Consider the following 19,316-nt stretch of genomic DNA (forward strand, 5'->3'; position numbering starts at 1 on the left):
AAGCGGCTGGTTGGGTTGGAAGGCTGGAGATTTGTAAACCCAGCTTGGCGCATAACCGTCAAAATGCAAGCGCCAATAAAACTGTGCGCTAGGGTGACGGCCAGAGGAATTTGGCGGAAGCGGTGAGATTCGAACTCACGGAAGAGTTTCCCCTTCGACGGTTTTCAAGACCGTTGCATTCAACCGCTCTGCCACGCTTCCGGCGATTGCGGGCGGCAATCTTACCCGAACGCAACACGCTGTCAAACTCTGCGTATTGGCTCTTTATCTGCCTCTGCTATGATCGGGCCTGACCTTGGTCACGGAACCATCAGCCATTTCAGGAGTGTCGCCATGAACGAACACAATTATGCACTTGACCACACGCAGGTTGAGCAGCAAGAAGTCAGCCGCGTCCTGCGCAACACCTATGGCCTGCTGGCCATTACCCTGGCCTTCAGTGGCCTGGTGGCGTACATCGCGCAGCGCGCAAATGTGCCTTATCCAAATATCTTCGTGGTGCTGATCGGCTTTTACGGCCTGTTCTTCCTCACCGCCAAACTGCGTAACTCGGCCTGGGGCCTGGTTTCGACTCTCGCTCTGACCGGTTTTATGGGCTACACCCTCGGCCCAATTCTCAATCGTTATATGGGTATGGCCAACGGTGCTGAAGTTGTCAGTTCGGCTTTCGCCATGACAGCACTGGTGTTCTGCGGCCTGTCGGCTTACGTGCTGACCACCCGCAAGGACATGAGCTTCCTCAGTGGCTTTATCACTGCAGGTTTCTTTGTGCTGATCGGCGCGATGGTTGCAGGCTTCTTCTTCCAGATCAGCGGCCTGCAACTGGCGATCAGCGCAGGTTTCGTGCTGTTCTCCTCGGCCTGCATCCTGTTCCAGACCAGCGCGATCATCCATGGCGGCGAGCGCAACTACATCATGGCGACCATCAGCCTGTATGTATCGATCTACAACCTGTTTGTCAGCCTGCTGCAGATTTTCGGCATCATGGGCAGCGACGACTGATTCAACTTGCTGTGCAAAGCCCGCTTCGGCGGGCTTTTTTATGCCTGCCGTCCATAGATGGCGCGCATCTTGGCGGCTCAGGCTTTATCATTCCGGCAAATTGGCTTGCCAGGTTTGCTATGAAGTTCGCCATCGCCCTGTTCTCACCTCCTCATGCGCCCTCCTCGCGCCGTGCGCTGCGTTTTGCCCAGGCGGCATTGGCCGGTGGGCATGAGATTGTGCGGCTGTTTTTCTATCAGGACGGCGTCCACAGCGCCTCGAGCAATGTGGTCTGCGCGCAGGATGAAGTGGATCTACCGCGTGAATGGCGTGAGTTTGTGCGAGCGCAGCAACTGGATGGCGTGGTGTGTATCGCCGCCGCCTTGCGCCGTGGCGTATTGAATGACGACGAAGCGCAGCGTTACTCGCGCACTGCCGCCAACCTGGACACACCCTGGGAGCTTTCCGGCCTGGGCCAGTTGCACGAAGCGGCGCAGCTGGCGGATCGCCTAGTGTGCTTTGGAGGGCCTTGAAATGAGCAAGTCGCTATTGATCATCAGCCGCCAAGCGCCCTGGTCCGGCCCCGGTGCGCGGGAAGTGCTGGATATCGCGCTGGCTGGCGGCGCCTTCGATTTGCCGATTGGTATGCTGTTTCTCGACGACGGGGTATTTCAGCTGAGCAGTGCACAGCAGCCGGCCAGCCTGCAGCAGAAAGACCTCGGTGCCAATCTGCAGGCTCTGCCGATGTTTGGCGTCGAGGCGCTGTATGTTGCCCAGCGCAGCCTGGCCGAACGCGGTCTGCAGGATCAGCCCAGCAGTCTCGCTGTCGAGCGCCTCGATGACTCCTCGATAAGCGCCTTGATTGACCGTTATGACCAGGTGATTACGCTCTGATGGCTACCTTGCACGTGCTTTCACATTCGCCCTTTACCGATAGCCGCCTGAGCAGTTGCCTGCGCCTGCTCGGCAGCCAGGATGCCCTGCTTCTCTGTGGTGATGCGGTGTATGCCTTGCAGGCCGGCAGCGCGCAGCGCCAGGCGCTGGAGCTGATGCCCGAAGCCATTGCGCTGTATGCCCTGGATGAAGATGTCCAGGCCCGCGGCGTTGCGCACCCTAGCCGCCTCACACTGGTCGATTACCCCGCTTTCGTGGCCCTGAGCTGCCAATACGACAAGGTAAACACCTGGCTATGACGGCATTGAATGTTGAAGGCCGCAGCCTGGCACTGGACAAAGACGGCTATCTGCTCGACCTCGCCGATTGGTCCGAGGCCGCTGCGCACGCCCTGGCGCAACGTGAGGGCATCAACCTGAGTGCTGATCACTGGGAAATCCTCTGGCTGGTGCGCAGCTTTTACGACGAGTTCCAGCTGTCGCCGGCCAATCGCCCGCTGATCAAATTTATTGCCAGCAAACTCGGCCCCGAGAAAGGCAATAGCCTGAACCTCAATCGCCTGTTCAATGGCGCTCCCGCCAAACTTGCCGCCAAGCTGGCGGGCCTGCCCAAGCCGACCAATTGCCTATGAACCTTGTGACTCCGCCGGAACATCCCTTCGCGCAATTTGTACGCATTCTGGGCAAGGGCAAGCGTGGCGCGCGCAACCTCACTCGCGAGGAAGCTCGTGAGGCCATGGGCATGCTGCTCGACGGTCAGGCCGAAGAAAGCCAGTTGGGCGCATTCCTGATGCTGCTGCGGCACAAAGAAGAAAGCGCCGAGGAAATGGCCGGTTTTGCCGAAGCTGTGCGTGCACGCCTGCAGGCGCCGGCAATTCAGGTTGATCTGGATTGGCCCAGCTATGCCGGGAAGAAGCGCCACTTGCCTTGGTTCCTGCTGGCCGCCAAAGCCCTGGCGGGTAGCGGTATTCGCATCCTGCTGCATGGCGGCGGCCCGCACACGGCCGGGCGCATGTACAGCGAACAGTTACTCGAAGCTCTGCACATTCCACTGTGTCGCAACTGGGGCAGTGTCGAGCAGGCACTGGCGCAACAGCAGCTGGCGTTTATCCCGCTGGGTGACTGGATGCCGCAACTGCAGCGGATGATCGACCTGCGCAATATCCTTGGCTTGCGCTCACCAATTCATTCCCTGGCACGCATTCTCAATCCGCTGGGCGCGCGTTGCGGCCTGCAAAGCATCTTTCATCCGGGTTATCAGGCGGTGCACCGCGAAGCCAGCCAGTTGCTCGGCGATAGCGCGGTGGTGATCAAGGGCGAAGGCGGCGAAATCGAGATCAACCCGGACGCCACCAGCCACCTGTATGGCACGGCCAACGGCGATAACTGGGATGAAGAATGGCCGGCGCTGTCGGCGTTGCGCCACGTCAAACCCGAATCACTGCAACCCGCTCATCTGGCAGCGTTCTGGCGTGGTGAAGTGGCCGATGATTACGGTCAGCTTGCCGTTATCAGCACCATGGCCCTGGCCTTGCGCGCCCTGGGTGAGCCGCGCGAACAGGCCCTGGAGCGTGCCGCGCTGCTGTGGGCCGAGCGTAATCAGACGCTGGCCTGAGCCCCTTCGAACCAGGCCAGTTTTTCCCGCAGCTGCACCACTTCGCCGACTATCACCAGGGTCGGCGCATGCACCTCATGCTCCGCCACCAGCTCGGCCAGATTGGCCAGGGTGCCGGTAAACACCCGCTGGTTCTGCGTGGTGCCCTGCTGAATCAATGCCGCCGGGGTTGTTGCGGCGCGGCCATGGGCAATCAGCTGCTGACAGATGACCGGCAAGCCCACCAGGCCCATATAAAACACCAGGGTCTGACTGCTAGCCGTCAGCTCATTCCAGGGCAGATTGCTGCTGCCATCTTTCAGGTGACCGGTAACAAAGCGCACCGACTGCGCATGGTCACGGTGGGTCAGCGGAATCCCGGCATAAGCCGCGCAGCCTGAGGCGGCGGTGATGCCCGGCACCACCTGGAACGGAATGCCGTGGGCAGCCAGCTCTTCGATTTCTTCGCCGCCACGGCCGAAAATAAACGGATCGCCGCCCTTAAGGCGCAATACCCGCTTGCCTTGTTTGGCCAGGGTAACCAGGCGTCGATTGATTTGATCCTGCGGCAGCGCATGCTCGGCGCGCTGTTTGCCAACATAGATGCGCTCGGCATCGCGGCGGCACAGCTCAATGATGGCCGGGGCCACCAGGCGGTCATACAGCACCACATCGGCTTGCTGCATCAGGCGCAGCGCGCGAAAGGTCAGCAAGTCAGGATCACCCGGTCCAGCGCCAACCAGATACACCTCACCCAAGGTGCGCGGCGCAATCCCGGCGATCTTCTCTTCCAGCAGACGCTGACCTTCCTGCAGTTTGCCGGCGAATACGCTTTCGGCGACCTGGCCCTGGAACACATCCTCCCAGAACACCCGGCGCTGTTGCACATCGGGAAACAGCGCTTTGACCTGAGCACGAAAACGCTTGGCCAAACTGGCTAGCTGACCATAGGTTGCAGGAATCCAGGTTTCGATCTTGGCGCGAATCAGCCGTGCCAGCACCGGTGCATCACCGCCACTGGTGATCGCGACTATTAGCGGTGAGCGGTCGACAATAGCCGGGAAAATTACGCTGCACAGCTTCGGCGCATCCACCACATTGACCGGGATACCCAAGGCCTGGGCCTCGGCCGATATCTGTGCATTCAGCGGCTCGTCATCGGTGGCGGCAATGATCAGGGCCACGCCCTGCAGATCAACCGATTGATAATCACGCAGCAGCACTTCGCCATTGCGCGCGCTGGCCATCTCACGCAGCTCATCACGAATCTCCGGCGCTACCACCCGCAGCGTCGCACCGGCATCGCTGAGCAAGCGCGCCTTACGCACGGCAACTTCGCCGCCACCGACCACCAGTACCAGGCGATCCTGCAGTTTGTGGAACAGGGGCAGAAAATCCATGACGCACGCTCTCGATCGGATAAACAAAACGGGGCGGCACTGGCCGCCCCGTCGCAGGTAACTGAAGCCGGCTTAGCAGGCCGTTGAAAAACGTAGCCGAGGCAGGCAAGGCAAGGCGCTACGTTAGTAACAGCCTCCGGCTGGTCAAAACGGCGAGGAAGCGGAGTTTACGGGTTGTAAATGAGCATTCCGAGCCTGTTTTTAACGCAGTATTGCCAACGCAGGTAGTTTTTCAACAGCCTGTTAGCCGATGACTTCGATACCGCCCATATAGGGCTTCAGCACGTCTGGCACGCGGATGCTGCCATCGGCCTGCTGGTAGTTCTCCAGCACGGCAACCAGAGTGCGACCTACTGCCAGGCCGGAGCCGTTGAGGGTGTGCACCAGCTCTGGTTTGCCGGTTTCCGGATTGCGGTAGCGTGCTTGCATGCGGCGCGCCTGGAAGTCGCCGCAGTTGGAACACGAAGAAATCTCGCGGTACTTGTCCTGGCTCGGCACCCAGACTTCCAGGTCGTAGGTTTTCACTGCGCCAAAACCCATATCACCAGTGCACAGCGCCAGTTTGCGGTACGGCAGCTCGAGCAGCTGCAATACGCGTTCGGCGTTAGCGGTCAGGCTTTCCAGCGCTTCGAAGGATTTGCTTGGCTCGACGATCTGCACCATCTCAACCTTGTCGAACTGGTGCTGACGGATCATGCCGCGGGTATCACGGCCGGATGCGCCGGCTTCGCTGCGGAAGCATGGGGTGTGGGCCACGAGTTTCAACGGCAGCTGCTTGGCATCGAGAATTTCGCCGGCGACGATATTGGTCAGCGACACTTCAGCGGTCGGGATCAGGTACAGATCGGCTTCGCCTTCGCGGCTGATCTTGAACAGGTCTTCCTCGAACTTCGGCAGCTGGCCGGTGCCCTGCAGCGCCGGCGCCTGCACCAGATACGGCGTGTAGGCTTCTTCGTAACCATGCTCGCCGGTGTGCAGGTTGATCATAAATTGCGCCAGAGCACGGTGCATGCGGGCGATGGGGCCACGCAGCACGGCAAAGCGCGCGCCGGACAGTTTGGCTGCAGTCTCGAAATCCAGCCAACCGTGCTGTTCACCCAGGGCAACGTGATCCTGAATCGGGAAATCGAAGCTGCGCGGCGTGCCCCAACGGGAAACCTCAACGTTGCCCTCTTCGTCTTCACCTACCGGCACCGACTCATGCGGCAGGTTGGGGATATTCAGTAGCAGGTTGTCGAGCTCGCTCTGGATGCTGTCGAGGTCACGTTTGCCCTGCTCCAGATCGCTGCCCATCTGATCGACTTCGGCCAGCAGCGGCGCAATGTCTTCACCGCGTTGCTTGGCCTGGCCAATCGATTTGGAGCGGCTGTTACGCTCGGCCTGCAGCTGCTCGGTGCGGGTCTGCACATCCTTGCGCTGGGCCTCGAGCGCTTCGAAACGCGCAACATCAAGAACAAAACCACGGGCGGCCAGGCGCTCGGCCACTTCATGGAGCTGGGTACGAACGAGTTTGGAATCGAGCATGTTCTGGTCTCAACACATCACAAGGGTTTGCATGGCCTTGGCCATGACGCGCAATGCCGCGCAGTTTAAGGCTTTAACAGGGTTGGGTGCCACACCGCGCGTTAGTCGGCGTGGCTACTGGTAGAGCCGCACCAGGGCAAAACCGGCCCAGACGGCGAGCACACCACCGACCACGCTGCACAGTAGGTAGGCAAAAGCCTCATTGTGGCGGCCACTTTCAAACAGCTTGAGCAGCTCAAGGCTGAATGAGGAAAAGGTGGTGAAACCGCCGAGCAGGCCGATGATCAGGCCGCTGCGCAATTCAATAGGCAGGTCGCTGCGCAGCAGAAACAGGCCGGACAACAGACCGATCAGCAGACAGCCGAGGATATTGACGGTGAAGGTGCCCAGGTAGAAATGCCGAGGCCACTGCGCCACTACCCAGCTGGCGGTAAGAAAGCGCAGCACAGAACCCACAGCACCACCGAGGGCAACGGCCATGGCGACGCGAATCATGGTTTTCTCCGCTGGCGAGGGCTGTTGCGATCCTGGTTTTTCAAGTGCTGCAGCTTGTCGCGAATCTTCAACTCCAGGCCACGTGGCACCGGTTGGTAGTACTGACGCGGTTCGAAGGTGTCGGGGAAGTAATCTTCCCCTGCCGCATAGGCATCAGGCTCATCGTGGGCGTAGCGGTATTCGTCGCCATAGCCCAACTCTTTCATAAGCTTGGTCGGCGCATTGCGCAGGTGCAGCGGGACTTCCTGCGAGCCATGCTCGGCGGCATCACGCATGGCGGCGTTGAAGGCGTTGTAGACCGCATTGCTTTTTGGCGCGCAGGCCAGATAGACAATCGCTTGGGCCACCGCCAGCTCACCCTCCGGGCTACCCAGGCGCTCCTGCACATCCCAGGCGTTAAGGCAGAGGGTCAAGGCGCGCGGGTCGGCGTTGCCGATGTCTTCGCTGGCCATACGCACCACACGCCGGGCGATATAGAGTGGATCACAGCCGCCATCGAGCATGCGTGCAAACCAGTACAGCGCGCCGTCGGGGCTGGAGCCACGCACGGATTTGTGCAGCGCGGATATCTGGTCGTAGAAGGCTTCACCGCCCTTGTCGAAGCGCCGACGGGTATCGCCGAGTAGATTGAGCAACAACTCACTGCCGATCTCGCTGCCGTCCTCGGCCAGGTCGGCGGCGTTCTCGAGGAAGTTGAGCAAACGCCGGCCATCACCATCGGCGGCGGCCTGGAGAATCTTGAAGCTTTCCTCAGGCAGACTTAACTGGCGCTCGCCCAGGCCCTTCGAGTCACTCAGGGCGCGGTCGACCAATTTGCGCAGCGCGGTTTCGTCGAGGCTTTTCAGCACATACACGCGAGCCCGTGAGAGCAAGGCGTTGTTCAGCTCGAACGATGGATTTTCCGTAGTGGCGCCGATAAAGATCAGCGTGCCGTCTTCCACATAGGGCAAAAAAGCATCCTGCTGCGACTTATTGAAGCGGTGCACTTCATCAACAAACAGGATGGTCTGCCGGCCATATTGCGCGGCATGTTGCTGCGCCACTTCCACGGCCTGGCGAATCTCCTTAACCCCGGAGAGCACGGCGGAGATCGTCTCGAAATGCGCATCGGACACCTGCGCCAGCAGCCGCGCCAGGGTGGTCTTGCCGACACCTGGCGGGCCCCAGAAGATCATCGAATGCAGCGCGCCCTGCTCCAGCGCTTCACGCAAGGGTTTGCCACGGGCCAGCAAATGCTCCTGGCCGACGTACTCATCCAGGCTGGCTGCGCGTAAACGGGCAGCCAGGGGTTGAGCGACGGGAGCCTTGCGAAACAGATCCATGACTGCGGTTTAACGCCTCTTGCTTTGAGCTTACTACTCTTGAATCACGTCCGCGCCGGCCGGGATATCGAAGGTGAACTGCGCATCGTCCTGCGGCTCATTCATTTTCACGTTGAGGAAAAGAATGTTGGTGCGCTGGCCAATGCTGTCGATCAGCTGCATATCGTTGAGCACATTGTTGCGGAACGACAGACGCAGACTGTCGAACAGGGTGTCCTTGGATTTTGGCTTGAGAATAAAGTCGACCACGTTGCCACCTTCGTTGTGGCTGATCTCGAAGTTCTCACGGATCTTCGACACATCGCCGGACAGCAGCAGCGCCGGGGTGTGGGTCAGACGCTGATCGAGGGTCTGAATGGTCACCTGTTGCAGATCCGGGTCATACAGCCAGACCTTCTCGCCATTGGAAACCAGCAGCTGCTCCATCGGCGCATCGGTGTGCCAGCGGAACAGGCCTGGACGTTTTAGCGCGAGCTGGCCGGCGGTTTCCTGCAGCTGGGTACCACTGCCATCGAGGGTCAACTGGGAAAAACGCGCATTGATGGTCTGCGCTTGGTTGAGCAGCTCGGTCAGACGCTGCACAGCGACTTCATCGTCGGCCATTGCGGCAACGCTGGTAAAACTCAGTACGGTCAGCAACAACATGCGAATCAGGCGCATGGGACTCCTTAAGATCGGGCTAGGCGTTAATCGCGAACAGGGCTTGGTGCTATGACCTCGCGAGAGCCATTGGTGTTCATTGAGGTGACGACGCCGGCCATTTCCATGGCCTCGATCATCCGCGCGGCGCGGTTGTAGCCGATCTTCAGCTTGCGCTGCACGGCGGAAATAGAGGCGCGACGGCTTTCCAGGACGAAATTCACTGCTTCGTCGTAAAGCGGGTCGGCCTCGCTGCCTTCACTGCCTTCGCCGCTGCCACCCTCGAACCCGCTACCGGACTCTTCGGCGCCAGCCAGGATGTCATCGATATAGTCAGGCGTGCCGCGCTGTTTCCAGGCCTCGACCACACGGTGTACTTCTTCATCGGAAACGAAGGCGCCATGTACACGAATCGGCAAGCCGGTGCCCGGCGGCATATAGAGCATGTCACCGTGCCCCAACAGCTGTTCGGCGCCGCCTTGGTCAAGGATGGTGCGCGAGTCGATCTTGCTCGATACCTGGAACGCCATACGGGTCGGGATGTTGGCCTTGATCAGACCGGTTATCACATCCACCGAAGGGCGCTGGGTCGCGAGAATCAGGTGAATCCCCGCAGCACGGGCTTTCTGCGCAATACGTGCAATCAGCTCTTCGACCTTCTTGCCGACGATCATCATCATGTCGGCAAATTCGTCGACCACCACCACGATGGTCGGCAGGGTTTTCAGCAGCGGCGCTTCGTCATGCATGCTTTCGCGCTTGTACAGCGGATCGCTAAGCGGTTCGCCCGCCTCTTCGGCGTCCTTGACCTTGCGGTTAAAGCCGGCCAGGTTGCGCACACCCATCTTCGACATCAGCTTGTAGCGACGCTCCATTTCGGCCACCGACCAGCGCAGGGCGTTGGCGGCTTCCTTCATGTCGGTCACTACCGGGCAAAGCAGGTGCGGGATGCCTTCGTAGATCGACAGTTCGAGCATTTTCGGGTCGATCATGATCAAGCGCGCCTCTTCCGGCGTGGACTTGAACAGAATCGACAGGATCATTGCGTTAACCCCGACCGACTTACCCGAGCCGGTAGTACCGGCCACCAGCAGGTGGGGCATCTTCGCCAGATCGGTGATCACCGGTTTGCCGCCGATATCGTGACCCAGGGCAAGGGTAACCGGCGACTTAGCTTCATCGTACTCAGGCGACGATAGCACTTCGGAGAAGCGCACGATTTGCCGGTCTTCGTTGGGGATTTCGATACCGACGGTGGTCTTGCCCGGAATTACTTCGACCACGCGCACGCTGATGATTGCCATCGAACGCGCCAGGTCTTTGGCCAGGCCAGAAATACGACTGACCTTGACCCCAGCTGCGGGCTGGATCTCAAAGCGAGTGATCACCGGGCCCGGATGGACCGACTCGACGATAACCTCGACGCCAAACTCCTTGAGTTTGATTTCAAGCAAACGCGACATGGCTTCCAGGTATTCAGGCGAGTATTTCTTCTGAACCTTTTCCGCCACATCAAGGATGGAAATCGGAGGCAAGCTGCCGGCCAGAGCGCTGTCTTCAAACAGGTTGACCTGCTTCTCTTTCAGCACGCGCTTGCTCGGTTCAGGCGCTTTCGGCGCGGCCTGCGGCGTGATCACTGGAGCTGGACGGTTAACCCGCTCGCTCATATGTTTGTTCAGCGATTCTTCACGCTCAATCAGACGCTCTTTGACCTTGGCCTGTTCACGGCGATCCAGCACGATCGGCGCGGATACTTCACTGACGCGCTCATCTACCTCACGCAACTGCGCCACCAGCTGCTTGCGCTCAACTCGCGCACTCCACCAGCGGTTGGCCAGGCTCTGGATCAGCTCAATCAGATCAAGGGTGATCTTGCCGGTCAGGTCCATCACTTTGAACCAGGACAGGTCGGTAAACACCGTCAAGCCGAACAGGAACAATGCAATCAGCAGCAGCGTACTGCCCTGTACATTCAGCGCATTGATCGCCAATTGGCCGAGGCTTTCACCCAGCGCACCGCCGGCAGAGGCCGGCATGCTCGAGCTGGCGTCAAAATGGATATAGGCCAGCGCGGCACCGGACAACACCAGAAAGACCAGGCCAATCAGCCGCCAGGAGAACAGCCAGCCGCTCCACTGCCACGGCTGATGGCGGGCGCGGAATACCTGCAGGGTTTTTACTGCCAACAGCAGCGGGAATAGATAGGCGAAATAACCCAGCGCCATAAACAGAATGTCGGCAAACCAAGCACCGGCGCGGCCGGCGGCGTTCTGCACCTGCTCAACATTGCTGGTGTGGGTCCAGCCCGGATCGGCCGCATCGTAGGTCAGCAAGGCCATCCACAGATAAAGGCAAAGTGCGCCCAGGCCAATCAGCGCGCCTTCTTTGAGTCGATAAGGCAGCTGTTGGCGCCAGAGAGGGGCTTGTGCGGTTGGGCTAGATTTCTTCAAAACGCATCTGTTCCTGCGCCAGAGGCGCCGAATAATTGGTTAACGGCAAAATATGCTGCGATTGTACGGGTTTAACCGCACGATACCAGACCGAGCTGTATGCATAAACAGCTACGGCGGTTGACTCCCGCTCTTCGCCCGCTTCGGTGTAGCATATCCGCCAACATCTTCCGTGCGGCTCAATTGGAGCATGCATTCTCTTTTGTGACAAAGGCTTATGAGGTGTTTTTATGAGCGAAGTCAAGCATTCACGCTTGATCATCCTGGGCTCCGGCCCTGCCGGTTATAGCGCTGCCGTTTACGCTGCCCGCGCCAACCTCAAGCCTGTGATCATTACCGGCATCCAGCCCGGCGGTCAGCTGACCACCACCACCGAAGTGGACAACTGGCCGGGTGATGTTGAAGGCCTGACCGGCCCGGCGCTTATGGAGCGTATGCAAAAGCATGCCGAGCGTTTTGAAACCGAGATCGTCTACGACCACATTCATACCGCCGAGTTGCAATCGCGCCCTTTTACCCTCAAGGGTGACAGCGGCACTTACACCTGTGATGCACTGATTATCGCCACGGGTGCATCGGCGCAGTATCTGGGCCTGCCGTCCGAAGAAGCGTTTTCCGGCAAGGGCGTATCGGCCTGTGCCACCTGCGATGGCTTCTTCTATCGCAATCAGGTGGTCGCGGTGATCGGCGGTGGCAATACCGCCGTTGAAGAGGCGCTGTACCTGTCGAATATCGCCAAGGAAGTGCACCTGGTGCATCGCCGCGACAAGCTGCGTTCCGAGAAAATTCTTCAGGACAAACTGTTCGACAAGGCAGCTAACGGCAACGTGGTGCTGCACTGGAACCACGCGCTGGAAGAAGTGCTGGGCGACAACACCGGTGTAACTGGCGCGCGCCTGAAAGATACGCAGAGTGGCGTGAGCAAAGACCTGCCGTTGGCTGGCGTGTTTATCGCCATCGGCCATAAGCCCAATACCGAGCTGTTCCACGGCCAGCTGGAAATGCGCGACGGCTACCTGCTGATCAAGGGTGGCAATGAAGGCAATGCCACCGCCACCAGCATTGAAGGTGTATTTGCCGCAGGTGACGTGGCGGACCACGTTTACCGCCAGGCCATCACCTCTGCCGGTGCCGGCTGCATGGCCGCGCTGGATGTCGAGAAATTCCTCGACGACAATTGATCCATCCAGGGCGGACGCACAGTCCGCCCTGCCCTCCTCTGTCCAATTCCGGCCCTGCACATGCTGACGTGGCTGCAACGCGACTCACTGGATTTCCCGCCCCTTAATAAAGCCCTGCGCGAGCCCAATGGCTTGCTGGCCGCTGGTGGCGACCTGCGCCCCGAACGCTTGATTCAAGCTTATCGGCACGGCTGCTTCCCCTGGTTTCAGGATGGCCAGCCGATTCTCTGGTGGTCGCCAGACCCGCGCACCGTGCTGCTGCCTGACCAGCTGCACGTCTCGCGTAGCCTTGGCAAAGTGCTGCGCCAGGGCCGTTATCGGGTGACCTTTGATCAGGCTTTCGCTGACGTGATCCGCGCCTGCGCCGCGCCGCGCAGCTATGCAGCAGAAACCTGGATCACCAACCCCATGCAGGATGCTTACCTGGAGCTGCACAGGCGCGGTATCTCTCATTCGGTCGAAGTCTGGCGTGATGACAAATTGGTTGGTGGGCTCTATGGCCTGGCTATGGGTCAGCTGTTCTTTGGTGAGTCGATGTTTAGCCGCGCAGACAATGCATCCAAGGTGGGTTTTGTCACGCTGGTTGAACACTTGAAGAACTGGGGCTTTGTGCTGATCGACTGTCAGATGCCAACCGAACATCTGCTCAGCCTTGGTGCGCAGACGATTTCCCGGAGCGAGTTCGCCGGCTACCTGAGTGACCATCTTGATCAACCCAGTAAGGCCGACTGGGTCGCCTAGGCGAGTTTGCCAGCCTGGCTTACACTTGATTTAAGCCCGACCCTGAGAGTCGATCATGACTGAGCTGGCCCGCCTGAAGTTTTACGCCACTCAACCGCACCCTTGCAGCTATCTGCCCGACGAGCAGGCCACCACCCTGTTCCTCGACCCCAGTCAGCCCATGGATGCGGATGTTTATGCTGAGCTTTCGGAAATGGGCTTTCGTCGCAGCGGCGACCACCTCTATCGCCCGCACTGCCAACGCTGCACCGCTTGCGTCCCGGCGCGCATCCCTGCCGCGCAGTTCAGCCCGAATCGTCAGCAACGACGTATCTTCAAGCGTAATCAGGACATTCAGGTGCGCCTGGTGCGCCCAGCTTTTACCGAAGAATATTACGCGCTGTACGTGCGCTACATTGAGCAGCGGCACGCCGATGGCGATATGTACCCGCCCAACCGCGAACAATTTTCGACTTTTCTAGTGCGCGATCTAGCCTTCTCGCGCTTCTATGAGTTCCGCCAGGACAACCGTCTGCTGGCAATTGCCGTAACCGATGTGCTGCCCAATGGGCTATCAGCGGTTTACACCTTTTATGAGCCGAGCGAGGAACGGCGCAGCCTCGGACGCTTTGCCATCCTCTGGCAAATTGCCGAAGCGGCGCGTCTGGGGCTGCATGCGGTCTATCTGGGTTACTGGATCAAGAACTGCCGCAAGATGAATTATAAGACCCAGTACCGGCCAATCGAGCTGTTCGTCAATCAACGTTGGGTCAGTCTTAACTGAAGCCCTTGGCGCAAACCCCAAATTTCGGGCACAATGCACGCCGCTTTTGCCTGGCGCCAGTTGCACCGGGCCATTCATTGGATACCGAGGGCTTTACTGCATGTCGAAAGAAGACAGCTTCGAAATGGAAGGCACTGTCGTCGACACCCTGCCCAACACCATGTTCCGTGTGGAGTTGGAAAATGGGCACGTCGTTACTGCGCACATCTCCGGAAAGATGCGCAAAAATTACATCCGCATTCTGACTGGCGACAAAGTTCGCGTTGAACTTACGCCTTATGACTTGAGCAAAGGCCGCATTACTTACCGCGCCCGTTAACAGGCCTGCGAAAACTCAGTTTTCCGGCATCTGTTACACCAAGCTCCAGTAAAAACGCCCGGCAATGCCGGGCGTTTTTGTGCGCGCAAGAAAACTACGCCTAGGCCATTTCCGCCGTGGTTTCGAAATCGAAGGTCAACTCTCCACCTTCAATGTCGATATGCACCACACCACCGTGCTCAGCCAGCTCACCAAACAGGATCTCTTCCGCCAACGGACGCTTGATCTTGTCCTGAATCAGGCGCGCCATCGGTCGAGCCCCCATTTGCACGTCGTAACCGCTTTCTGCCAACCAGCTACGCGCCGCATCGCTGACTTCCAGCGTGACGCGCTTATCCTCCAGCTGCGCCTGCAGTTCGGTGAGGAACTTGTCGACGATGCTTTTGATCACTTCGTGGCTGAGGCGGCCGAACTGGATAATGGTATCCAGACGGTTACGGAACTCTGGCGTGAAGCTCTTTTTGATCACTTCCATGGCATCAGACGAGTGGTCCTGATGGGTGAATCCAATGGATGCCCGCGCCGCAGTTTCGGCACCGGCGTTAGTGGTCATGATCACGATCACGTTGCGGAAGTCCGCCTTACGGCCGTTGTTATCGGTCAAGGTGCCGTGGTCCATAACCTGCAACAGCAGGTTAAAGACTTCCGGGTGAGCCTTTTCGATTTCATCGAGCAGCAATACGCAGTGCGGCGTTTTGGTGATCGCCTCGGTTAGCAGACCGCCCTGATCAAAGCCGACATAGCCCGGCGGCGCACCGATCAGCCGCGAAACAGTGTGGCGCTCCATGTATTCGGACATGTCGAAACGAACCAGCTCAACACCCATGGCCTTGGCCAGCTGGCGAGCGGCTTCCGTTTTACCAACACCCGTAGGGCCGGCAAACAGGAAGGAGCCTACAGGCTTGTCAGGCGCCTTAAGTCCTGCACGCGACAACTTGATCGCGGTCGACAGCGAGTCAATTGCAGCGTCCTGACCAAACACCGTGAGTTTCAGGTCGCGCTCCAGGTTGCGCAGCAGTTCTTTGTCCGAGCTGCTGACGTGTTTTGGCGGAATACGGGCAATCTTCGCCACGATGTCTTCGACCTGCGCCACGTCGATACGGGTCAGGCGTTTCTCCAGAGGCTGCAAGCGTTGATAGGCCCCTGCCTCATCGATTACATCAATGGCCTTGTCTGGCATATGCCGGTCATTGATATAGCGCGAAGCCAGCTCCGCCGCTGCGCGCAGGGCTTCATCACTGTATTCGATACTGTGATGCTGCTCGAAGCGACCTTTCAGGCCGCGCAGAATGCCGATGGTGTCCTCCACCGAGGGCTCGACTACATCGACTTTCTGGAAGCGCCGCGCCAAAGCACGGTCTTTCTCGAAAATGCCGCGGAACTCCTGGAAGGTCGTCGAACCGATGCAGCGAATCTCACCCGAGGAGAGCATGGGCTTGAGCAGGTTAGACGCATCCATGACTCCGCCAGAAGCGGCGCCAGCGCCAATGATGGTGTGGATTTCATCGATAAACAGAATGGCGTGCGGGCGCTTACGCAGCTCATTAAGCAGAGCTTTCAGGCGCTTCTCGAAATCACCGCGGTATTTGGTGCCAGCCAGCAGTGCACCGAGATCCAGCGAGTAGACCACGCTGTCGGCCAACAGATCAGGTACCTGGTTATCGACAATGCGCTTGGCCAGGCCTTCGGCGATAGCGGTTTTACCGACACCCGCCTCACCTACCAATAGCGGATTGTTCTTACGCCGACGCGCGAGAATCTGCGCCACACGCTCGACTTCCGATTCACGGCCGACCAGTGGATCGATGCGCCCCTGGCGGGCCAGTTCATTCAGGTTGCTGGCATAAGCGTCCAGTGGGTTGCTCGAACTGGAGGATTCGCCACCCTCGTCGTCCTGCATCTCCTGTTCGGTTTCCGAATGGCCACCATGGCCTGGCACCTTGGAGATACCGTGGGCAATAAAGTTGACCACATCGATACGCGCGACGCTCTGCTGCTTGAGCAAAAACACCGCTTGGCTTTCCTGCTCGCTGAAAATCGCAACCAGTACGTTGGCACCGGTCACTTCACGCTTGCCGGAGCTCTGTACGTGGAAAACCGCGCGCTGCAGAACGCGCTGAAAGCCCAGGGTAGGCTGAGTTTCGCGCTCTTCGTCGTGTTGGGGAATCAGCGGCGTGGTGGAGTCGATAAACTCCTGCAGATCATGCCGCAGCTTGTCCAGATTGGCCCCGCATGCGCGCAATACGCTGGCGGCGGCCTCGTTATCCAGGAGGGCCAGCAACAAATGCTCAACCGTCATAAATTCATGACGCTTGGTACGAGCCTCCTTGAAAGCCAGATTGAGGGTGACTTCGAGCTCTCGATTTAACATAGCTTCACCTCATGCCCAAGTGGCCGGCGTTAACCGTCCTTCTCTATTTCACAGAGTAGCGGATGCTGGCTCTCTCTCGCATATTGATTCACCTGTGTTGCTTTGGTTTCAGCAATATCGCGGGTAAACACTCCACACACTGCCCGCCCCTCTGTATGGACGGTCAGCATGACTTTGGTCGCCAATTCTCGATTCAGGTTGAAAAACACCTCGAGAATCTCGACCACGAAATCCATGGGCGTGTAGTCGTCGTTAAACAAAATCACTTTATACATAGGAGGCGCCTGCAAAGCGGGCTTGGATTCCTGAACGGCTAAGCCGAAGGAATCGTCCTCATGCTCTGCGGGGCGATCCTGATTGAATGTTAGTCGAATCTGGCTACGTGCATGCATGCTGAATAGCTTCGTTGATGGGCGAATAGTCTGTGCTAGACAGAGTTTGAACGGCTTCTCAGCCAGTTACAGCATTGCCTTGACTATCGGCAAAACGGTGTTACAAACAATGAATACCCAGCGTGGGTATTAAGGGGTTTCACAGCTTTGCCGACTCACGTCAAGCAGAGCGTGGAATTGAAGTGGATGATACTCCAGTGATGGAGTCCTTTGCAGAGGGATATCAGCATGGTTAGCGGTAAGGTCAAGTGGTTCAACAACGCCAAAGGCTATGGGTTCATCCTGGCCGATGGTCGAGATGAGGACCTGTTCGCTCATTACTCGGCTATCCAGATGGACGGCTATAAAACGCTGAAGGCTGGCCAGCCGGTAAGCTTCGATATTATTCAAGGTCCAAAAGGACTCCACGCCGTAAACATCAGTGCGGCTACTGCCGTCAGTGAAGCGCCCGCCGCAGTTAAGCAACACCAGGGCTCAACGGTTGAAGTCTGATTAGAGTTACCTGGGCAGTTAATCGCCCACAAAAAAGGCCGGTCATATGACCGGCCTTTCTTTATATGGTCTGCCATCCATGGCGACCACCCTACGGGCCGTCGCCATGCGACGTTAAAAATTGCTCCGAGCAATTTTTTGCAGCTGATTTGCTTACATATGCGAAATCAGTGCATCACCGAATGCCGAGCAGGACAGCAGCTTGGCACCGTCCATCAGACGCTCGAAGTCATAGGTCACGGTCTTGGCCGAGATAGCACCGTTGGTGCCCTTGATGATCAGGTCGGCCGCTTCGATCCAGCCCATGTGGCGCAGCATCATTTCGGCGGAAAGGATCAGCGAGCCTGGGTTCACCTGGTCCTTGCCCGCGTACTTCGGCGCAGTACCGTGGGTGGCTTCGAACATGGCAACGGTGTCGGACAGGTTGGCACCTGGAGCGATGCCGATACCACCTACTTCAGCCGCCAGGGCGTCGGACAGGTAGTCGCCGTTCAGGTTAAGGGTGGCGATTACGTCGTACTCGGCCGGACGCAGCAGGATTTGCTGCAGCATGGCGTCGGCGATGGCGTCTTTAACAATGACGTTCTTGCCGGTTTTTGGGTTCTTGAACTGCATCCAAGGACCGCCATCGAGCAGGGTGGCGCCGAATTCTTCAGCGGCAATTTCGTAGGCCCACTCCTTGAAGGCACCTTCGGTGAACTTCATGATATTGCCTTTGTGCACGATGGTCAGCGAGTCGCGGTCGTTATCGACTACGTACTGCAGCGCTTTACGTGCCAGACGCTTGGTACCTTCTTTGGAAACCGGCTTAACGCCGATACCGCAGTCCTGGTCGAAGCGAATCTTGGTAACACCCATTTCCTCTTTGAGGAACTTGATCACCTTGGTCGCTTCCGGCGAGCCAGCCTTCCACTCGATACCCGCGTAGATGTCTTCAGAGTTCTCGCGGAAGATGGTCATGTCGACGTCGCCTGGCTTCTTCACCGGGCTAGGCACGCCTTCAAACCAGCGTACTGGACGCAGGCAGACGTACAGGTCGAGCTGCTGACGCAGGGCAACGTTCAGGGAGCGGATGCCGCCACCGACTGGAGTGGTCAGCGGGCCCTTGATGGAGACGACGTAGTCTTTGACTGCATCCAGGGTTTCCTGAGGCAGCCAGGTGTCCTGATCGTAAACCTGAGTGGCTTTCTCGCCAGCGTAAACTTCCATCCAGGAGATCTTGCGCTCGCCGCCGTAGGCTTTCTGTACGGCAGCATCAACGACTTTGATCATGACCGGGCTGATATCGACACCGATGCCATCACCTTCGATAAAGGGGATGATTGGATTGTTCGGTACGTTCAGGGATGTGTCGGCATTAACGGTGATTTTGTCACCGGTGGCAGGCACCTGGATCTTTTGGTATCCCATGCTGGACTCCGTCTTGTGGTTAAACAGTCAGATCGCCCCAGAGTAACTCACTTGAATCGGGCGAAACCATATGTTCGTTGGTCTTATGCGCCAAGGCATTCTGCGACGCGTTAGCGCGGTGGTATACTTCACAAGTGACTAACAGGTCATAAGGCGCGGATCGTTCAAGCACGATGTCCGCATCTTGAAACCGTCGAACTGCTACAGCGATTCAACGGATCGAAACGCTCGACACTCTACTGGTGCATCCAACATCACCGCGGCAAGACCTCGACTTCTGGCTCGTTCGCATGGGCCTCAGCGCTTACCTGCGCATGTCGAGTGCCTGTGCACGCTCAGCAAAGAAGAG

Annotated in this window: 21 protein-coding genes and 1 tRNA gene; 11 read left to right on the plus strand and 11 right to left on the minus strand. The window is 58.4% G+C overall.

All coding sequences use genetic code 11. The annotated features are described in order from the left end of the window. Positions 1 to 111: 111 nt before the first annotated feature. Positions 112 to 201 (minus strand) — tRNA-Ser (locus Q8O69_RS08805). Between the two features lie 132 nt (positions 202 to 333). Between Q8O69_RS08805 and Q8O69_RS08810 the strand changes: the two genes are divergently transcribed. From Q8O69_RS08810 to Q8O69_RS08835, 6 genes are all read left to right on the plus strand, one after another. Then, positions 334 to 1,002, plus strand: a complete 669-nt coding sequence (locus tag Q8O69_RS08810; RefSeq protein ID WP_275962976.1) for a Bax inhibitor-1/YccA family protein — start codon at positions 334 to 336, stop codon at positions 1,000 to 1,002. Positions 1,003 to 1,121: 119 nt separating this feature from the next. Then, a complete protein-coding gene (gene tusD, locus Q8O69_RS08815; RefSeq protein WP_305591337.1) occupies positions 1,122 to 1,514 on the plus strand; it encodes a sulfurtransferase complex subunit TusD in 393 nt (130 codons plus the stop codon). A gap of 1 nt (position 1,515) precedes the next feature. After that, positions 1,516 to 1,875 (plus strand): sulfurtransferase complex subunit TusC, encoded by a 360-nt coding sequence (gene tusC, locus Q8O69_RS08820; protein ID WP_305591339.1) that lies wholly within the window; start codon positions 1,516 to 1,518, stop codon positions 1,873 to 1,875. Continuing rightward, positions 1,875 to 2,174, plus strand: coding sequence for a sulfurtransferase complex subunit TusB (tusB, locus tag Q8O69_RS08825; RefSeq protein WP_275962973.1), 300 nt, complete (start codon positions 1,875 to 1,877; stop codon positions 2,172 to 2,174). The genes tusC and tusB overlap by 1 nt, the downstream gene beginning before the upstream one ends. Then, the gene (locus Q8O69_RS08830; RefSeq protein ID WP_275962972.1) at positions 2,171 to 2,506 is read left to right on the plus strand and encodes a TusE/DsrC/DsvC family sulfur relay protein; all 336 of its coding nucleotides are present in this window, start codon (positions 2,171 to 2,173) and stop codon (positions 2,504 to 2,506) included. The genes tusB and Q8O69_RS08830 overlap by 4 nt, the downstream gene beginning before the upstream one ends. Next, a complete protein-coding gene (locus tag Q8O69_RS08835) occupies positions 2,503 to 3,489 on the plus strand; it encodes a glycosyl transferase family protein (RefSeq protein ID WP_305591341.1) in 987 nt (328 codons plus the stop codon). Before Q8O69_RS08830 ends, Q8O69_RS08835 begins: the two co-directional genes overlap by 4 nt. Here Q8O69_RS08835 and cysG read toward each other — a convergent pair. From cysG to Q8O69_RS08870, 7 genes are all read right to left on the minus strand, one after another. Further along, positions 3,474 to 4,868 carry a siroheme synthase CysG gene (cysG, locus tag Q8O69_RS08840; RefSeq protein ID WP_305591343.1) on the minus strand — a complete coding sequence of 465 codons (1,395 nt, stop codon included), beginning with the start codon at positions 4,866 to 4,868 and terminating at the stop codon, positions 3,474 to 3,476. The genes Q8O69_RS08835 and cysG overlap by 16 nt on opposite strands. A 243-nt stretch (positions 4,869 to 5,111) precedes the next feature. Further along, positions 5,112 to 6,392 (minus strand): serine--tRNA ligase, encoded by a 1,281-nt coding sequence (gene serS / locus Q8O69_RS08845; protein ID WP_305591344.1) that lies wholly within the window; start codon positions 6,390 to 6,392, stop codon positions 5,112 to 5,114. Positions 6,393 to 6,506: 114 nt separating this feature from the next. Beyond that, positions 6,507 to 6,887 carry a fluoride efflux transporter CrcB gene (gene crcB / locus Q8O69_RS08850; protein ID WP_305591346.1) on the minus strand — a complete coding sequence of 127 codons (381 nt, stop codon included), beginning with the start codon at positions 6,885 to 6,887 and terminating at the stop codon, positions 6,507 to 6,509. Beyond that, a complete protein-coding gene (locus tag Q8O69_RS08855) occupies positions 6,884 to 8,209 on the minus strand; it encodes a replication-associated recombination protein A (RefSeq protein ID WP_305591348.1) in 1,326 nt (441 codons plus the stop codon). Before Q8O69_RS08855 ends, crcB begins: the two co-directional genes overlap by 4 nt. Positions 8,210 to 8,242: 33 nt before the next feature. Next, entirely contained in the window at positions 8,243 to 8,869 is a 627-nt protein-coding gene (gene lolA, locus Q8O69_RS08860) for an outer membrane lipoprotein chaperone LolA (RefSeq protein ID WP_305591350.1), read from the minus strand. Positions 8,870 to 8,895: 26 nt separating this feature from the next. Next, positions 8,896 to 11,298 (minus strand): DNA translocase FtsK, encoded by a 2,403-nt coding sequence (gene ftsK, locus Q8O69_RS08865; protein ID WP_305591352.1) that lies wholly within the window; start codon positions 11,296 to 11,298, stop codon positions 8,896 to 8,898. Further along, positions 11,285 to 11,560, minus strand: a complete 276-nt coding sequence (locus tag Q8O69_RS08870; RefSeq protein ID WP_305591354.1) for a hypothetical protein — start codon at positions 11,558 to 11,560, stop codon at positions 11,285 to 11,287. Before Q8O69_RS08870 ends, ftsK begins: the two co-directional genes overlap by 14 nt. Here Q8O69_RS08870 and trxB point away from each other — a divergent pair. The 4 genes from trxB to infA all read left to right on the plus strand — a co-directional run bounded on the left by trxB (position 11,529) and on the right by infA (position 14,302). Beyond that, a complete protein-coding gene (gene trxB / locus Q8O69_RS08875; RefSeq protein WP_090253685.1) occupies positions 11,529 to 12,479 on the plus strand; it encodes a thioredoxin-disulfide reductase in 951 nt (316 codons plus the stop codon). The genes Q8O69_RS08870 and trxB overlap by 32 nt on opposite strands. Before the next feature lie 60 nt (positions 12,480 to 12,539). After that, positions 12,540 to 13,220, plus strand: coding sequence for a leucyl/phenylalanyl-tRNA--protein transferase (aat, locus tag Q8O69_RS08880; RefSeq protein WP_305591356.1), 681 nt, complete (start codon positions 12,540 to 12,542; stop codon positions 13,218 to 13,220). Between the two features lie 55 nt (positions 13,221 to 13,275). After that, complete coding sequence (locus tag Q8O69_RS08885; RefSeq protein WP_304866823.1) at positions 13,276 to 13,983, plus strand: arginyltransferase; 708 nt, start codon at positions 13,276 to 13,278, stop codon at positions 13,981 to 13,983. A gap of 100 nt (positions 13,984 to 14,083) precedes the next feature. Next, positions 14,084 to 14,302 carry a translation initiation factor IF-1 gene (gene infA, locus Q8O69_RS08890; RefSeq protein ID WP_002553999.1) on the plus strand — a complete coding sequence of 73 codons (219 nt, stop codon included), beginning with the start codon at positions 14,084 to 14,086 and terminating at the stop codon, positions 14,300 to 14,302. 100 nt (positions 14,303 to 14,402) lie between these two features. Here the strand turns inward: infA and clpA are convergent, their stop codons facing one another. Further along, positions 14,403 to 16,673 (minus strand): ATP-dependent Clp protease ATP-binding subunit ClpA, encoded by a 2,271-nt coding sequence (gene clpA, locus Q8O69_RS08895; RefSeq protein WP_160086965.1) that lies wholly within the window; start codon positions 16,671 to 16,673, stop codon positions 14,403 to 14,405. Between the two features lie 29 nt (positions 16,674 to 16,702). Further along, positions 16,703 to 17,065: an ATP-dependent Clp protease adapter ClpS gene (gene clpS / locus Q8O69_RS08900; protein ID WP_305591364.1), complete on the minus strand. Its 363-nt coding sequence runs from the start codon at positions 17,063 to 17,065 to the stop codon at positions 16,703 to 16,705. 228 nt (positions 17,066 to 17,293) lie between these two features. Here clpS and cspD point away from each other — a divergent pair, with 228 nt between their 5' ends. After that, positions 17,294 to 17,557, plus strand: coding sequence for a cold shock domain-containing protein CspD (gene cspD / locus Q8O69_RS08905; RefSeq protein ID WP_160086966.1), 264 nt, complete (start codon positions 17,294 to 17,296; stop codon positions 17,555 to 17,557). Between the two features lie 153 nt (positions 17,558 to 17,710). On the opposite strand, the gene icd is transcribed toward cspD, so the two are convergent. Beyond that, positions 17,711 to 18,967, minus strand: a complete 1,257-nt coding sequence (gene icd / locus Q8O69_RS08910) for an NADP-dependent isocitrate dehydrogenase (protein WP_304866812.1) — start codon at positions 18,965 to 18,967, stop codon at positions 17,711 to 17,713. Positions 18,968 to 19,316: the final 349 nt, after the last annotated feature.

This window comes from Pseudomonas sp. (assembly GCF_030690725.1).
Lineage (GTDB): Bacteria > Pseudomonadota > Gammaproteobacteria > Pseudomonadales > Pseudomonadaceae > Aquipseudomonas.

Coding starts and splice junctions, on each gene's coding strand:
- Q8O69_RS08810 (WP_275962976.1), top strand. CDS start 334: ATGAACGAACACAATTATGCACTTGACCACACGCAGGTTGAGCAGCAA.
- tusD (WP_305591337.1), top strand. CDS start 1,122: ATGAAGTTCGCCATCGCCCTGTTCTCACCTCCTCATGCGCCCTCCTCG.
- tusC (WP_305591339.1), top strand. CDS start 1,516: ATGAGCAAGTCGCTATTGATCATCAGCCGCCAAGCGCCCTGGTCCGGC.
- tusB (WP_275962973.1), top strand. CDS start 1,875: ATGGCTACCTTGCACGTGCTTTCACATTCGCCCTTTACCGATAGCCGC.
- Q8O69_RS08830 (WP_275962972.1), top strand. CDS start 2,171: ATGACGGCATTGAATGTTGAAGGCCGCAGCCTGGCACTGGACAAAGAC.
- Q8O69_RS08835 (WP_305591341.1), top strand. CDS start 2,503: ATGAACCTTGTGACTCCGCCGGAACATCCCTTCGCGCAATTTGTACGC.
- cysG (WP_305591343.1), bottom strand. CDS start 4,868: ATGGATTTTCTGCCCCTGTTCCACAAACTGCAGGATCGCCTGGTACTG.
- serS (WP_305591344.1), bottom strand. CDS start 6,392: ATGCTCGATTCCAAACTCGTTCGTACCCAGCTCCATGAAGTGGCCGAG.
- crcB (WP_305591346.1), bottom strand. CDS start 6,887: ATGATTCGCGTCGCCATGGCCGTTGCCCTCGGTGGTGCTGTGGGTTCT.
- Q8O69_RS08855 (WP_305591348.1), bottom strand. CDS start 8,209: ATGGATCTGTTTCGCAAGGCTCCCGTCGCTCAACCCCTGGCTGCCCGT.
- lolA (WP_305591350.1), bottom strand. CDS start 8,869: ATGCGCCTGATTCGCATGTTGTTGCTGACCGTACTGAGTTTTACCAGC.
- trxB (WP_090253685.1), top strand. CDS start 11,529: ATGAGCGAAGTCAAGCATTCACGCTTGATCATCCTGGGCTCCGGCCCT.
- Q8O69_RS08870 (WP_305591354.1), bottom strand. CDS start 11,560: ATGATCAAGCGTGAATGCTTGACTTCGCTCATAAAAACACCTCATAAG.
- aat (WP_305591356.1), top strand. CDS start 12,540: ATGCTGACGTGGCTGCAACGCGACTCACTGGATTTCCCGCCCCTTAAT.
- Q8O69_RS08885 (WP_304866823.1), top strand. CDS start 13,276: ATGACTGAGCTGGCCCGCCTGAAGTTTTACGCCACTCAACCGCACCCT.
- infA (WP_002553999.1), top strand. CDS start 14,084: ATGTCGAAAGAAGACAGCTTCGAAATGGAAGGCACTGTCGTCGACACC.
- clpA (WP_160086965.1), bottom strand. CDS start 16,673: ATGTTAAATCGAGAGCTCGAAGTCACCCTCAATCTGGCTTTCAAGGAG.
- clpS (WP_305591364.1), bottom strand. CDS start 17,065: ATGCATGCACGTAGCCAGATTCGACTAACATTCAATCAGGATCGCCCC.
- cspD (WP_160086966.1), top strand. CDS start 17,294: ATGGTTAGCGGTAAGGTCAAGTGGTTCAACAACGCCAAAGGCTATGGG.
- icd (WP_304866812.1), bottom strand. CDS start 18,967: ATGGGATACCAAAAGATCCAGGTGCCTGCCACCGGTGACAAAATCACC.